Origin of the sequence: Pseudoalteromonas sp. TAE79 (assembly GCF_000498015.1) — a bacterium.
Taxonomy (GTDB): Bacteria; Pseudomonadota; Gammaproteobacteria; order Enterobacterales; family Alteromonadaceae; genus Pseudoalteromonas.
On the sequence record NZ_AUTL01000266.1, the window covers coordinates 1 to 15507 of the forward strand.

General features: G+C 39.5%; 12 protein-coding genes and 5 tRNA genes. 4 read left to right on the forward strand and 13 right to left on the reverse strand.

Translation table 11 applies throughout. The annotated features are described in order from the left end of the window. Positions 1 to 117: 117 nt before the first annotated feature. The 11 genes from L655_RS0120745 to L655_RS0120795 all read right to left on the reverse strand — a co-directional run bounded on the left by L655_RS0120745 (position 118) and on the right by L655_RS0120795 (position 9615). Positions 118 to 2019 carry a SurA N-terminal domain-containing protein gene (locus tag L655_RS0120745; protein ID WP_024606161.1) on the reverse strand — a complete coding sequence of 634 codons (1902 nt, stop codon included), beginning with the start codon at positions 2017 to 2019 and terminating at the stop codon, positions 118 to 120. 171 nt (positions 2020 to 2190) lie between these two features. Further along, entirely contained in the window at positions 2191 to 2481 is a 291-nt protein-coding gene (locus L655_RS0120750; RefSeq protein ID WP_158000827.1) for an HU family DNA-binding protein, read from the reverse strand. Positions 2482 to 2664: 183 nt separating this feature from the next. Beyond that, complete coding sequence (lon, locus tag L655_RS0120755) at positions 2665 to 5034, reverse strand: endopeptidase La (RefSeq protein ID WP_024606162.1); 2370 nt, start codon at positions 5032 to 5034, stop codon at positions 2665 to 2667. A 151-nt stretch (positions 5035 to 5185) separates the two neighbouring features. After that, a complete protein-coding gene (gene clpX, locus L655_RS0120760) occupies positions 5186 to 6469 on the reverse strand; it encodes an ATP-dependent protease ATP-binding subunit ClpX (RefSeq protein ID WP_002958344.1) in 1284 nt (427 codons plus the stop codon). Between the two features lie 135 nt (positions 6470 to 6604). Beyond that, positions 6605 to 7222 carry an ATP-dependent Clp endopeptidase proteolytic subunit ClpP gene (clpP, locus tag L655_RS0120765; protein WP_002958346.1) on the reverse strand — a complete coding sequence of 206 codons (618 nt, stop codon included), beginning with the start codon at positions 7220 to 7222 and terminating at the stop codon, positions 6605 to 6607. Between the two features lie 164 nt (positions 7223 to 7386). Then, positions 7387 to 8691: a trigger factor gene (tig, locus tag L655_RS0120770; RefSeq protein ID WP_002958347.1), complete on the reverse strand. Its 1305-nt coding sequence runs from the start codon at positions 8689 to 8691 to the stop codon at positions 7387 to 7389. Between the two features lie 378 nt (positions 8692 to 9069). Next, a tRNA-Pro gene (locus tag L655_RS0120775) sits at positions 9070 to 9146 on the reverse strand. A 70-nt stretch (positions 9147 to 9216) separates the two neighbouring features. Next, positions 9217 to 9293: transfer RNA gene (locus L655_RS0120780), tRNA-Pro, on the reverse strand. Positions 9294 to 9307: 14 nt separating this feature from the next. Further along, positions 9308 to 9383, reverse strand: a tRNA-His gene (locus tag L655_RS0120785). A gap of 23 nt (positions 9384 to 9406) precedes the next feature. Beyond that, positions 9407 to 9483: transfer RNA gene (locus tag L655_RS0120790), tRNA-Arg, on the reverse strand. A 55-nt stretch (positions 9484 to 9538) separates the two neighbouring features. Next, positions 9539 to 9615, reverse strand: a tRNA-Pro gene (locus tag L655_RS0120795). 352 nt (positions 9616 to 9967) lie between these two features. On the opposite strand from L655_RS0120795, the gene folD reads away from it, so the two are divergent. Next, positions 9968 to 10822, forward strand: a complete 855-nt coding sequence (folD, locus tag L655_RS0120800; RefSeq protein WP_002958348.1) for a bifunctional methylenetetrahydrofolate dehydrogenase/methenyltetrahydrofolate cyclohydrolase FolD — start codon at positions 9968 to 9970, stop codon at positions 10820 to 10822. Positions 10823 to 10894: 72 nt separating this feature from the next. Here folD and cysS read toward each other — a convergent pair whose 3' ends face one another. Then, a complete protein-coding gene (gene cysS, locus L655_RS0120805) occupies positions 10895 to 12274 on the reverse strand; it encodes a cysteine--tRNA ligase (protein WP_024596371.1) in 1380 nt (459 codons plus the stop codon). A gap of 155 nt (positions 12275 to 12429) precedes the next feature. On the opposite strand from cysS, the gene L655_RS0120810 reads away from it, so the two are divergent. The 3 genes from L655_RS0120810 (at position 12430) to L655_RS0120820 (ending at position 14587) form a co-directional block, all read left to right on the forward strand. Continuing rightward, positions 12430 to 12921 (forward strand): peptidylprolyl isomerase, encoded by a 492-nt coding sequence (locus tag L655_RS0120810; RefSeq protein ID WP_002958350.1) that lies wholly within the window; start codon positions 12430 to 12432, stop codon positions 12919 to 12921. An 88-nt stretch (positions 12922 to 13009) separates the two neighbouring features. After that, positions 13010 to 13747, forward strand: coding sequence for a UDP-2,3-diacylglucosamine diphosphatase (locus L655_RS0120815; RefSeq protein WP_002958351.1), 738 nt, complete (start codon positions 13010 to 13012; stop codon positions 13745 to 13747). 54 nt (positions 13748 to 13801) lie between these two features. Further along, positions 13802 to 14587: a transporter substrate-binding domain-containing protein gene (locus L655_RS0120820; protein ID WP_002958352.1), complete on the forward strand. Its 786-nt coding sequence runs from the start codon at positions 13802 to 13804 to the stop codon at positions 14585 to 14587. A gap of 2 nt (positions 14588 to 14589) precedes the next feature. Here L655_RS0120820 and miaE read toward each other — a convergent pair whose 3' ends face one another. Further along, positions 14590 to 15351: a tRNA isopentenyl-2-thiomethyl-A-37 hydroxylase MiaE gene (gene miaE / locus L655_RS0120825; RefSeq protein WP_029752263.1), complete on the reverse strand. Its 762-nt coding sequence runs from the start codon at positions 15349 to 15351 to the stop codon at positions 14590 to 14592. Positions 15352 to 15507: the final 156 nt, after the last annotated feature.

A 15507-nucleotide genomic window follows, 5' to 3' on the forward strand; every position in this document is an offset into this window, starting at 1 on the left:
AAGGATGGCTTAAGTTACAAGCCATCCTGGAAGGCTACGATTTAGCAAAATCTCTTGAGTCAGACTTGTGATCAAGAGACAGCTTTAAAAGCGCCTTTCTTTATGAGCTAAAATTAATTACTCAACAGTTTGTGTAGCCGTTGGTAAGTTAAGCTCAGCATTGGCTTTAAGCGCTTCAATAAATACCATGTAGTTTTTATTAGCTTGCGCCATAGTAATGCTTTGTTTTGCTTGAGGGTCAATATTAGCTGCAACTTGTGCATCCGTTACCGACTTAAGCGCAACAATTGCTGCATCACCATTATTTAAATTAACGAGATCGACTACCGCAGAATCCGCTGGGTGAGCCATTTTAAAAGCTTGAGTCACAATAGCAGGTGAAACAGTGTAGCTTTGACGTGTTAACTTAGCTTCTTGGCGAAGTGTTAAGCTTTGCTCGTTAGCAACATCGTTTAAGCTCTTACCTGCTTGTACTTCTGCAAATAAGCTACGTGCCTTTTCTTTAGCAAGCTCAGATGATTTTTCATTCACTAAACGCGCTTTAATTTCCTCGCTTACTTCGTCTAACGGCTTAGTAGCAGCAGCTTTGTGCTCGTTAATACGAACAATGATTGCATGCTCATCGCCAAGCTCAATAACTTCAGAATTTACTTTATCTTCAAGTAAATCAACTGATGTTAGTGCTGTGACAACTGCAGGGCTGTTTAACGGTTCTGGTAGAGCATTAAGTGCTAAAAGAGGTGTAGATTTAACTTCCACTTCAGCAACTTCTGCAGCATCATCTAAGCGGTCTGAAATTTCAAATGCAAGTGCACCCATTTCAGTTTGCTTTTCGTAAAATGCATCAATTTTTTCAGCTTGTTCTAATTCAGCACGTAAGTCAGCTTTAACATCGTCATACGCTTTAACTTGTTGTGGTTGAATGTCAGTAAGTTTAATTATGTGATAACCAAACTCAGAAGTAACAACGTCAGAAATATCACCTTTATTTTCAAGCGCGAAAGCCGCGTCTTCAAATGCAGGGTCCATTACATCACGCTCAATCCACTCAAGATCGCCGCCCATTTCGCCACTAACGATATCGTCAGACGATGATTGTGCTAACTCAGCAAAGTCTGCACCTTGCTCTAGCTGTGCATGAAGAGCATTGGCTTTTTCTTTTGCTGCATCATCGTCTTCACTGTTATCAATTAAGATATGTGATACGCGACGCTTTTCTGGCTCAACGTATTGTGCTTTGTTTTGCTCATAATACGCTTTAACGTCATCCTCGGTTACCGATTCAACATTGATATCTGCTGCTTTAAGCTCAATGTAACTTACTGAGATAAGCTCTGGAGATAAAAATTGAGATGCGTTTAAGTCGTAGTAATCAGATACTTCTTGATCTGATACTTCAACATTCGCGGCAAGTGCCTCTTTGTTTACAACTACATAATCAATACTACGAGTTTGCTGCTGAAGAGCAATTGCGCTTTTCAGCTCGCTCTCTAGAGCAAAGTCTGTACCTGCAACAGCAGATACTACCTGGCTGCGTGTCATATCTTTACGTAAATATTCACGAAAAGCATCTGGTTGAAAATTCATTTGACGAATTACTTGTAGGTAACGGTCGTTATTAAATTTTTCACCAATTTGAAAGTACGGTAATTCTAAAATTGTTTTACGTACACTTTCGTCGCTTACGCGAAGGCCTAAATCAGCCGCTAGCTGTGATTGCAATTCTTGTTGTACTAAGCGGTCAACTACACCTTGACGAATTTGTGCCATGTAATTTGGATCAGCTGCAATTTGTGTAAAGTATTCACCAAATTGTTGCTCTAAACGGCTACGTTCATTTTGGTAAGCACGGTTAAAATCGGTTTGACTAATTTTAATTCCATTTACTTCAGCAACGGGTTGTTCTGTGGTTTGACCTAAGTAACTACCGATCCCTGCTAAGGCAAAAGATAAAATCACCGCGCCTAAAATTATTTTGGCTACAGGTCCTTGCGAACCTTCTCTGATTTTCTCAAGCATTTGTTTATCTCTTTTTGATCAAGGTATTTTACCTTGTCACATGTAAAAAAAGCGTATCTTACCAGATACGCTTTTTCACTTGAAGTAACTGGCGGAAAAGTTACTTAACTCATCTGTTGTGGTGAATCAGTAACTTTACACTCGCCATAACTAATGTGTTTAAAACAGTGATTAGTTTACTGCGTCTTTAAGCGCTTTACCGGCTTTGAAAGCTGGAATAGTTGCAGCAGCAATTTGGATAGTTTCACCAGTTTGCGGGTTACGGCCTGAACGTGCAGCACGTTCACGTACTGAGAAAGTACCAAAACCTACAAGTGCAACTGAGTCGCCATCTTTTAGCGCGCCAGATACAGATTCGATGAATGAATCTAGTGCACGACCTGCAGCCGCTTTAGAAATGTCAGCATCAGCTGCGATTTGATCGATTAATTGAGATTTATTCACAATATCATCCTCTTTCATTGTTATTATCAAGAGCGATGGTTTTTTAAACTAACATCACTTTTTTGAAAATTTTAGAGCAAACTTTTAATGCCCACATGATTATATTTTTCTTAAGCCTAGGCCCCGTAAGGGCTAGGCTTGAAAACCAGTGCTTAACTTATCATACCGTTTAGATTTGAAAAGCCCTAAAAAGCACTTTTTTTATGTTTTTTCTTGGTTTTTAGGTGTTTCGACCGAAAAACTCTCAACAGGATACACTAAAGCAAGCTTTAACACCTCGTCAATCCAAGTAACTGGGTGAATATCAAGACCTGCCAGCACGTTGTCTGGTATCTCTTTTAAGTCACGTTCGTTAATTTTTGGAATGATCACTGTTTTAATTCCACCACGATGCGCCGCTAATAACTTCTCTTTTAAGCCACCAATCGGAAGCACTTCACCGCGTAGCGTAATTTCACCAGTCATAGCAACATCTGCTCGTACAGGATTACCCGTTAAGCTAGATACAAGACCCGTTACCATTGCTGCGCCCGCACTAGGACCATCTTTTGGTGTTGCGCCTTCAGGTACGTGTACGTGAATATCACGTTTTTCGTAAAAGTCGCTGTTAATACGGAAAGTATCTGCTCGATTACGCACAACCGTCATTGCCGCTTGAATCGACTCTTGCATTACATCGCCAAGAGAACCGGTGTAACTTAACTTGCCTTTACCTGGCACTGCCGCACATTCAATTGTTAGCAAATCACCGCCAACTTCTGTCCATGCTAAGCCTGTAACTTGACCAATACGGTCGCCATCTTCAGCTTTGCCATAGTCAAAGCGCTGCACACCTAAAAAGTCTTCTAGGTTATCTTGATTGATGGTCACTATTTTAGTGTCTTTTTCAAGTAAGATATTTTTAACTGCTTTACGGCATAGTTTCGAAATTTCGCGCTCTAGGTTACGTACACCCGCTTCACGTGTGTAATAACGAATAATGCCAATAATTGCGCTGTCTTCGATAACTATTTCAGACTCTTTTAAGCCGTTACGTTTAACTTGTTTAGTAATTAAGTGCTCTTTTGCAATGTTTAGCTTTTCATCTTCGGTGTAACCCGACAAGCGAATAACTTCCATACGGTCCAATAATGGGCCAGGAATGTTAAAGCTGTTTGATGTTGCTACAAACATAACGTCAGATAAATCGTAATCGACTTCAAGATAGTGATCGGCAAAATGACTGTTTTGCTCCGGATCAAGCACCTCTAACAATGCTGATGCTGGGTCGCCGCGCATATCTGATGACATTTTATCGATTTCATCTAATAAGAATAATGGGTTTTTAACGCCCACTTTTGTCATGTTTTGAATTAGCTTACCTGGCATTGAACCTATGTATGTACGACGATGACCGCGAATCTCAGCTTCATCGCGAACGCCGCCAAGCGCCATACGAACATACTTACGACCAGTCGAACGTGCAATAGATTGCCCAAGTGATGTTTTACCAACACCTGGTGGTCCAACTAAACATAAAATTGGCCCTTTGAGCTTATTAGTACGCTGTTGTACTGCGAGGTACTCAATAATGCGTTCTTTTACTTTATCTAAGCCGTGGTGATCGCTATCAAGAATTTTTTGTGCGCCTGCTAAGTCTTTTTTCACTTTAGAGCGTTTTTTCCATGGCACATTAATTAATGTATCTATGTATGAACGCACTACAGTCGCTTCTGCAGACATTGGCGACATCATTTTAAGCTTATTGAGCTCTGTAGTTGCCTTTTCTTTAGCTTCATCAGGCATGCCAGAATCTTCAATACGCTTTTTAAGCGCTTCAAATTCATCAGGCACATCATCAAGCTCACCAAGTTCTTTTTGAATGGCTTTCATTTGCTCATTGAGGTAATACTCGCGCTGAGATTTTTCCATCTGCTTTTTAACGCGGGTACGAATTTTCTTCTCAACTTGCAATAAGTCTATTTCGCCTTCCATTAGTGCCATTAAATATTCAAGACGTTCTGTGACACTTGAAATTTCGAGCACTTTTTGTTTTTCAGGTACTTTAAGCGGCATATGCGCTGCCATTGTGTCGGCAAGGCGTGCTGGCTCATCAATACCTGAAACCGAAGTTAGTACTTCAGGTGGAATTTTTTTATTTAGCTTTACATAGCCTTCAAACTGGCTAATTGCGCTTCGGATAAAAATATCTTGCTCTTGTTCATCTACAGAATCAGATTCAATAAATTGAGCATTAGCGACAAAAAAGTCATCGTTATCTACAAATTCTTCAATTTGTGCGCGCTGTGTACCTTCGACTAAAACTTTAACTGTACCGTCTGGTAATTTTAATAACTGAAGTACAGTGGCAATAGTACCGATACGATAAATATCATCTTGCTCTGGTTCATCTACAGTTGCATCTTTTTGTGCAACCAAGAAAATTTGTTTGTCTTTGTCCATTGCCGCTTCTAGGCATTTTATTGATTTTTCACGGCCAACAAAAAGCGGGATCACCATGTGCGGGTATACCACAACATCGCGCAGTGCAAGGACTGGGATTTCGACTCGGTCGGTTCTCTCAAGCGTCATTATAGTTTCTCTTCGCACTTCATTTATTTTAAAGATTACTCAAGTATATGGGGATAACCTAATTAAAGTTCAACAATTTTCCCTAACTCGATTAAATTAATTATAAAAAAAGGAGCCTAAGGCTCCTTTTTCCATTCAAATAGCTTAAAAACTATTCTGATGCAGCTTTATCTTGTTTATTATTTTCATAAATCAAGATTGGATCTGACTCACCTTTAATAACGGTTTCATCAATAACCACTTTGCTTACATCATCCATTGAAGGAAGTTCGTACATAGTATCAAGTAGTACACCTTCAACAATTGAACGAAGACCACGTGCGCCTGTTTTACGCTCCATTGCTTTGTGGGCAATTGCAGCTAAGGCATCATCGCGAAACTCAAGTTCAACGTCTTCCATACCAAACAATACTGAAAACTGTTTAGTAATCGCGTTTTTAGGTTCACTCAATATTTGTACAAGAGCTGCTTCATCAAGTTCTGTTAACGTAGCCACTACCGGCAAACGGCCTATGAACTCAGGAATTAAGCCATATTTGACTAAATCTTCTGGCTCTACATCTTTAAATGTTTCACTTAAAGAACGACTCGCCGCAGACTCTTTCACGCTAACGCCAAAACCGATACCGGTGTTTTTATGGCTACGTTGCTCAATTACTTTATCTAGGCCTGAAAATGCACCACCACAAATAAACAAGATTTTAGATGTATCTACTTGTAAAAACTCTTGCTGTGGATGTTTACGACCACCTTGCGGTGGAACAGAAGCAACGGTGCCTTCAATCAGTTTAAGTAGCGCCTGTTGAACGCCCTCGCCTGATACATCACGCGTAATGGAAGGATTATCTGATTTACGAGAAATCTTGTCAATTTCATCGATGTAGACAATACCGCGCTGTGCTTTTTCAACATCGTAATCGCACTTTTGTAAAAGCTTTTGAATGATGTTTTCAACATCTTCACCTACATAACCTGCTTCGGTTAATGTAGTGGCATCGGCCATAGTAAACGGCACGTCAAGTAGGCGCGCTAATGTTTCTGCAAGTAATGTTTTACCACTACCTGTTGGGCCGATAAGCAAAATATTACTTTTACTTAATTCAATGTCTTGCTTAGTCGATTGGTTACGTAGGCGTTTATAATGGTTATAAACGGCAACAGACAATACTTTTTTAGCATGATCTTGACCAATAACATAATCGTCTAAGTGTTTACGAATTTCTTTTGGTACAGGTAGTTTGTCAGACGTATCATGCTTAGGAGCAATGTCTTTGATCTCTTCCCTGATAATATCGTTACACAACTCTACACATTCATCACAAACGTATACTGAAGGGCCTGCAATTAATTTACGCACTTCATGTTGGCTTTTGCCACAAAAAGAGCAGTATAACAATTTATTACTTTTGTCGCCGTCTGTAGGAGTGTCAGACATTCAGCTACCTCATTTTATTACGTTGGCCACCAAAACTATTGGCGGCTATTTCAATACGCTTTAACTATACCAAAATTTATTGGTTTTCGCATAGTAACTCAAAGTGGCAAACAGGTAGTCCTGCTTACCAAGCGCTTACTTTTTGTCGCGATTTGTAAACACAGAGTCTACCAAACCGTAATCTACAGCTTGCGAAGCACTCATGAAGTTATCACGATCTGTGTCTTTAGAGATAATATCCAATGGTTGGCCTGTATGCTCAGCCATTAAGCGGTTAAGCTTATCTTTAATAGACAGAATTTCTTTAGCGTGTATTTCAAAGTCAGATGCTTGACCTTGGAAACCACCTAATGGTTGGTGAATCATCACACGTGAGTTTGGTAGGCAAAAACGCTTACCTTTAGCACCAGCAGTAAGCAAAAAAGCACCCATGCTTGCAGCTTGACCTACACATATTGTACTTACATCTGGTTTGATGAAGTTCATTGTGTCGTAAATAGCCATACCCGCAGTTACTGAACCACCTGGTGAGTTGATATATAAAAAGATATCTTTATCAGGGTTCTCTGATTCTAAAAATAGCATTTGCGCTAAGATCAGATTTGCCATGTTGTCTTCAACTTGACCTGTTAAAAAGATAATACGCTCTTTTAATAATCTCGAATAAATATCATACGAGCGCTCGCCTTTTGGTGTTTGTTCAACAACCATTGGGACCAATGCATTTAGGGGATCTGTAATACCAGTATTCATACTTATTTAATTCCTTATGCGCTTATACTTATCCTTATTATAAGGAAGCATAGTTATCGTTTTTCGCAAATTTAGAGCCAAAAACTAAAATGGCCCGGGCACGCTGTATAAACAGAGTAGCACGAGCCATTTAATCGTTAGCGAGAGCTTAAGTCAATGACTTATTAAGCACCTTGCTGTGGATTCATGATGTCATCAAATGCTTTTTCAACATCAGTAACAACTGCTTTAGCTAAAATAGCTTCAACAGCTTGCTCTTCCATTGCTACATTACGCATTTGCTGCATAAGTTGATCATTACCTTTGTAGTATTCTACTACTTCAGTTGGATCTTCGTATGCAGAAGCTACCGTTGCGATTAATGCTTCAACTTTAGCGTCATCAACTTTGATGTCGTTAGCTTTAATCACTTCACCTAATAAAAGGCCAGTTTTAACACGTGTTACAGCTTGCTCGTGGAACAATTCAGCTGGAAGCTCTGGCATGTTTTGAGCGTCGCCGCCAAAACGTTGAGCTGCTTGCTGACGTAGAGCATCAACTTCTTGATCAACAAGTGCTTTAGGCACTTCGATTTCGTTGTTAGCTAAAAGACCTTTGATTGCTTGGTCTTTAACGCTTGCTTTAACCGCTTGGTCTAGCTCACGTGTCATGTTCTTTTTAACTTCTTCTTTAAGCGCGTCTACGCCGCCTTCGGTAACACCGAATTTAGTTGCAAACTCTTCGCTTAATTCTGGTAATTCTTGCGCTTCAACTTTTTTCACTGTGATAGTGAATTGAGCCGCTTTACCTTTTAAGTTTTCAGCGTGGTAATCATCAGGGAAAGTTACATCAGCAACTACTTCTTCGCCTGCTTTTTTACCTACGATGTTATCTTCAAAACCTGGGATCATACGACCTTGGCCAAGTTCTAATGGGAAGTCTTCAGCTTTGCCGCCTTCAAATACTTCACCGTCGATAGTACCTACGAAATCAACTGTTACACGGTCGTTTTCGCCAGCAGCTGCATCAACATCAGCCCACGCTGCGTGTTGCTTACGAAGTGTTTCTAGCATGTTAGCTAAATCTTCGTCAGTCACTGTTACCGCTGGTTTCTCAACAGTAATTTTATCTAAACCTTGAACTTCAACTTCAGGGTAAACTTCAAACGTTGCTGAGAATTCTAAATCTTTACCTGCTTCAAGTGATTTAGGTGCGAATGTAGGCGCGCCAGCTGGATTGATTTTTTCAGAAACGATTGCTTCAATGTAATTACGTTGCATTACTTCGCCAGCAACTTCTTGACGAACTGCAGGGCCAAAACGCTTGTTAATTACAGATACTGGAACTTTACCAGCACGGAAACCATCTATACGCTGTGTTTTTGACAGTTGTTGTAGGCGTTTTTTTACTTCGGTCTCAACGTTCTCTGAAGGAACGGTGATAGTTATACGGCGCTCAAGGCCTTGGGTCGTCTCAACAGAAACTTGCATGATTTACCTCAATATTCAATTTTGGCGACTGTTCGCCTTCCTTTACAAACAAAGTGATCTGCATGAGTCTTGATAAAGTTTAAGCGGTTTTTCACACTTAAAAGCATCCGTCGCTACCATGAGATACCATTGCTGCTTTGCCCTTCGGGCACTATGTTAAACAATAGACGCGGCATTATAACCTAATATTTATGATAGTCGAGTATAGGGGGCAATTATTTGGACTAGATAAGGGACTATAGAGACTAACTGAATAAAAAACAGGCTAACTAGGCATTGAATGGATTAAAGTAGAAATTATTTAATAGAATTATAGGCTAACAGATTTAGATTTATAACTTAGAGGAATTTATTTATTATTCTTATTAGATAAGAAAATGGTCGGCGATGCAGGATTTGAACCTGCGACCCCTTGGACCCAAACCAAGTGCGCTACCAAACTGCGCTAATCGCCGACATTGAAGAGTTAACTTCTTTTTTCATACTGAACACTTAAACTGAGAGTTTAAGACCATTTTAAGAAAATGGTCGGCGATGCAGGATTTGAACCTGCGACCCCTTGGACCCAAACCAAGTGCGCTACCAAACTGCGCTAATCGCCGATATTCGTTGTAAATGGGGTGACTGATGGGGCTCGAACCCACGACAACCGGAATCACAATCCGGGGCTCTACCAACTGAGCTACAATCACCGCTATATTTACATGTTTTCAAATGGTGCACCCAGAAGGATTCGAACCTTCGACCCACGCCTTAGAAGGGCGTTGCTCTATCCAGCTGAGCTATGGGCGCATCGAAAACTTCATAGTTTACCAATAAGCTATTCGATTATAATAAATTATAAAAATGGTCGGCGATGCAGGATTTGAACCTGCGACCCCTTGGACCCAAACCAAGTGCGCTACCAAACTGCGCTAATCGCCGAAACTTATTATTGTTAGCGAGTGACCTCGTTGACAACGGGGTGCATAATAGTGATTTGACGGGGTTAGGTCAAACGTTTTTTTAATAAAACCAATCAAGTGCTCATTTTTAGTGCACAATGGTTAAATATTACAATAGTAGGCTGAAATTTAAACTATTTAACAACTCAAATGTTATATACATTAAAAGCAACTTGGCGCTGCTATGCTTTTCTGCGAAAATAGTAGGCACATTATAAAACGAGTTATATAAAGAGTATGTTTTCTTTATTAGCATTTTTACCCCTATTTTATTATGCACTCGTTTTTAGAGTATCGGTATCTAGTTAATTAACCCCAATTAAAGGTCACCCATGACGGCAAACATCATTGATGGTAAGGCAATCGCAAAACAAGTACGTAGCGCTGTAGCAGAACGCGTAAGTGAACGTGTAGCAAATGGTTTACGTGCACCAGGACTTGCAGTAGTACTTGTAGGACTTGATCCAGCAAGCCAAGTTTATGTTGGTTCAAAACGTAAAGCCTGTGAAGAAGTCGGTTTTATCTCTAAATCATTTGATTTACCAGCAGACACACAAGAGCAAACTCTTTTAGATTTAATTGACGAGCTAAATAATGATGCCGAAGTTGATGGAATTTTAGTGCAGTTACCACTGCCAAAAGGTCTTGATGCTGAAAAGATTTTAGAACGTATTACCCCACATAAAGATGTTGATGGATTTCATCCATATAACATTGGTCGATTAGCACAGCGTATGCCTGCCCTTCGCCCATGTACCCCTAAAGGTATTATTACATTACTTGATTCAACGGGTGTACGTTATAAAGGGATGCATGCAGTTGTCGTTGGCGCGTCAAATATTGTTGGTCGTCCAATGTCGTTAGAGCTTTTATTAGCAGGTTGTACTACCACTGTGTGCCATAAATTTACTCAAGACTTAGAAACACATGTTCGCCGCGCTGACTTATTAGTTGTGGCTGTCGGTAAACCTGAATTTATACCGGGAGATTGGATAAAAGAAGGCGCTATTGTTATCGATGTGGGCATTAACCGCTTAGATACGGGTAAATTAGTCGGTGATGTTCAATACAGTGTGGCCGAACAAAAAGCGCATTTTATTACACCTGTACCAGGTGGCGTTGGCCCGATGACTGTCGCAAGCTTAATTGAAAACACACTTGAAGCGTGTGAAAAGTATCACAGCTAAGCTGTTAAAAAATCAAAAAAGGGTTGCCATTTGGCAACCCTTTTTTAGTTTGACCTGAATTACTTTAAACGCTTACGCTTTACGCCACGTTGTTTTACCAGCTGAATCTTCAAGTATTACACCTAACGCATTAAGCGCATCACGTGCTTCATCAGCAGCAGCCCAGTCCTTACTAGCACGTGCTTCGTTCCGTTTTACAATTAATGCTTCAATTGTCGCAACTTCGTCGTCATCTTGCCCACCTTGTAAAAAAGCTTCCGGTGCTTGTTGAGCAACACCTAACACTTCACCGAGGCTACGCAGTATAAACGCTAACTTGCCAGCTTGACCTGCGTCACTTTCTTTTACGCGGTTTAATTCTTTAGCAAGTTCGAACAACACAGGTAGTGCTTCTGGTGTATTAAAGTCGTCATTCATTGCTTTTCTAAACTTAGCAACAAACTCATTGCCTTCTAAGTCGCACTCTACCGGTACGACATCACGAAGCGCTGTATAAATGCGTTCAAGTGATGAACGCGCTTGGTCTAAATTTTCTTGTGAGTAATTTAATTGGCTGCGGTAATGCCCTGAAATTAAAAAGTAACGAACAGATTCGGCATCGTATGCTTTTAAAACTTCACGCACAGTAAAAAAGTTATCTAACGACTTAGACATTTTTTCTTTATTTACTTGCACCATGCCAGTATGTATCCATGTATTTACATACTTGCCGTTGTTTGCACAGCACGACTGGGCAATTTCGTTTTCATGATGTGGAAACTGTAAATCAGACCCCCCACCGTGAATATCAAAATGCTCACCTAAGTGTTTTGAGCTCATTGCCGAACATTCAATATGCCAACCAGGACGCCCTTCACCCCACGGTGATGACCATGATGGCTCACCTGCTTTGGCTTTTTTCCATAACACAAAATCAAGCGGATCGTCTTTATCTTGAGCCACTTCTACGCGAGAGCCCGATTGCAACATAGTTAAATCTTGCTGAGAAAGCGCACCATATTGCTCAAACGTTGATACATCAAACAAAACATCGCCATCAGCTGCAACATAGGCATGGCCTTTTTCAATCAAGCGCTTAACCATAACGATAATTTCATCCATATGGCTTGTAACTGTTGGTTCAACATCTGGGCGTAGCATATTTAGGCTATCAAAATCTTCATGCATCGCTTTAGTCATGCGCACAGTTAAGTCGTTTATTGACTCACCATTTTCATTTGCACGTTTAATTATTTTATCGTCGATATCTGTAATGTTACGTACATATTTTAAATCGTAACCAATATGACGTAAGTAGCGCACAATAACGTCAAAACCAACAAAAGTACGAGCGTGTCCAATATGGCAGTAATCATAAATGGTGATACCACACACATACATGTCGATTTTGCCTTCGACCATAGGTTTAAATTGCTCTTTTTGTCGCGTGAGTGTGTTGTATATATTTACCATTTACTTTGAGTCCTTGACTATTTACTTGAACAGTTATGTTACCACTTGAAAAGCCCCTGCTCTAGCGCTTTATAACAAACCAAACATCTACTTTGTTAATCTTAGCCAACTACGATAAAATAGCGCCAATATTTAAACCAGATATAGGAAAACACATGGTTGTTCTACACACCAATTTTGGTGACATCACCATTAAAATGTTTGAGCAAGAAGCTCCAAACACTGTTAAAAACTTTTTAGAGTATGCAAATGCTGATTTTTTCAACGGCACTATCTTTCATCGTGTAATCGATGGTTTTATGGTTCAAGGCGGTGGTTTTGTACCAGGTATGGAACAAAAAGAAGTTAACGACCCAATTAAAAATGAAGCTAATAATGGCCTATCTAACAAGATAGGTACTTTAGCAATGGCACGTACACCTGATCCTCATTCAGCTACAGCGCAGTTTTTCATTAACGTGAATAACAACGACTTTTTAAACCACAGTAGCGAAACATCGCAAGGCTGGGGTTACTGTGTTTTTGCTGAAGTAGTAGAAGGCATGGACGTAGTAAATAAAATAAAAGGCGTAGCAACAGGTAGTACTGGTTTTCACCAAGACGTGCCTCTTGAAGATGTGATCATCGAAAGCGTTACTGTTAGCTAATAGTAAGTTTACCCACGTAATGTGGAGTATCAGCGGGCATTTACCAATGTGTATACGCCCGCTTTATTTATATCGAAAAGACTGACCTATGACTCGCCAAACTTACTTTATTGCAGATTTACACCTAAGCGAAAACCGCCCCGACATTAGCGCTGCATTTTTTGACTTTTTAAATACGCATATACTAAATAAAGATGTAGATGCACTTTATATTTTGGGTGATTTTTTTGAAGTATGGGTTGGAGATGACTACATTACAGCGCTGAGTGCCGATGTAGCAAAGCATTTAAGCGCCGTTAATGATGGTGGGACACCTGTTTATTTTATACATGGCAACCGTGATTTCATCATGCGCAAGCAATATGCAGACATGGCCGCAATGACTTTACTCGATGAACAAACAGTCATTGATTTATATGGTACGCCTACCGTTATTTTACATGGCGACGAAATGTGTACTCAAGATACTGAGTATCAAAAATTTCGTAAAAAAAGCCGTGGTTGGTGGTGGCCAAAATTAATGCTTGCAATGCCACTTTGGTATCGTAAAAAAATAGCGCGTAATGCCCGTGAAAAAAGTAAGTTGAGCCAAGCTGATAAACCTATCGAAATTTTAGACGTTGTAGATGAAGCCGTGCTTGCTACCTTTGCCAAACATAACGTTACTAATATGATTCATGGTCATACTCACCGCCCTAATGTTCATACCTATAAAGTTAATGAACAAACGCTTACTCGTACAGTGCTAGGTGACTGGTATACCCAAGGCTCTTATCTAGTCGTTACCCCTCAATCACAAGAATTAATTAGCACGCCTTTCGCATAATTTAAAATCCTGACTATTATTTAACTATATATTTGAATAATAGTGAGAGGTTTAATGATTAAGCTGTTAATTTTCATCGTAGTAATTGCCATTCCTACCAAAGTATTTAGCGAGCAAACATGGCAAATTGTTACTGAAAACTACCCTCCCTATTTTAGCGAAAACCTTCCTGATAACGGTTGGTTATATGAAATCACTCAATCAGCCCTTAAAACTCAAGGCATTAATAGCGAAGCCGAGTTTACGACATGGGACCGCGCCCTAAAGCTATTAGAAAAAAAGAGAAAAACAGCTATTTTAGGCGCTTTTTATTCATTAAAAAGAAATGAAGTTTTTTACTACTCTCGCCCACTTGCAGTTGCTCATTCAGGAATTTTTAAACGCAAAGAGAGTGCTATTAATTTCGATGGTACAGTCCAATCATTAACACCTTATAGTATTGGTACAGAAGATAATGCCTTTGTAAGCCAAGAGTTTACTAGAAATACTGAGCTGGCAATAACATCCACTAAAAGCCTTCCTACAAGTTTATACTTGCTACAACAAGGTCGTATTGATTTGGTCGCAGGCACTAAAGAAGTAGGGAAGTATTGGCTTGAGCACAATAACGAAGTTGATTTAGATAAGAATAAAATTGAGTACTTATTGCCAGATCTTGCTTCTCATAAACTATATTTAGTTGTCTCTAAATCAAATTACAGAGCAAAAGAGTACTTACAAAAATTTAATAGAGGGATTGATATAATAATTGAAAACGGAAGCATTGCTGAAATCATGAAAAAACACAATTTCAGCAATCAAAAAACAGCTGAATACATTAATTTTTTAAAAGAAAATTAGCTTTATGCTATTGGCAGGCCACTATGAAACTTAAAATCTTCATCCTGTGATGAAATTAATTCGGCTTCAATCTCGCCAAATTCTTTAACTCGTTCGGTAATATCAAAATCAGCAATTTCTTGAGCTAAAGTTAGATAATCTTGGTAATGACGGGCTTCAGAGCGCAGCAGCGAAATATAAAAATCACCTAAACGTTTGTCAACATGCGGCGCAAGCTTTGCGAAACGCTCACACGAACGCGCTTCAATGTAAGCGCCTACAATTAATTTATCAACAAGGGCGTTTGGCTCAAACGTTTTAACATGACGAAGCATGCCTTTTGCATAACGACATGGTGTAATGCTTTGGTACTCTACACCGTACTCGTCCATAATTTCGAGCACTTGGTAAAAATGATGCAACTCTTCTTTTATCAACAATACCATTTTATCAATTAAATCTTGTCCATATGGCGAATTAGATTTAGGAATTATTGATTTAGTTAGCTTATTTTTAGCCGCGAGATCACGCCAATTTCCTTCACGCTTATAAATAAGCGTTTCAAATGGCTTTAGCCACTCGAGTAAGGCATCACTACCCTCTTTATCAACAGCGTATTTACGTATTAAAAACATCGCACTTTGAGCCGCTTTTAACTCACAAATTAAGTGATCGATTAAGATGACTGATAAGTTCTCTTTTTTAATTGCCTGCTCCACCCACTGCTGCGGGGTTGTACACACTAAAAAGTTATTGATCGGCTCTAAAAGTTGGCTATGTGGCACGTTGACTGCTCATTACTAAATAAATTTGATATGCCATTATTTTAACACGAAATTTTGTTTGGGATAAATCAAAGCCCTAACCTGTGCAAAAATGTTAATATTGAGTTAACTTGACTTTGCAAAATAAGTGAACCATAACTGTACATAGACTGTATA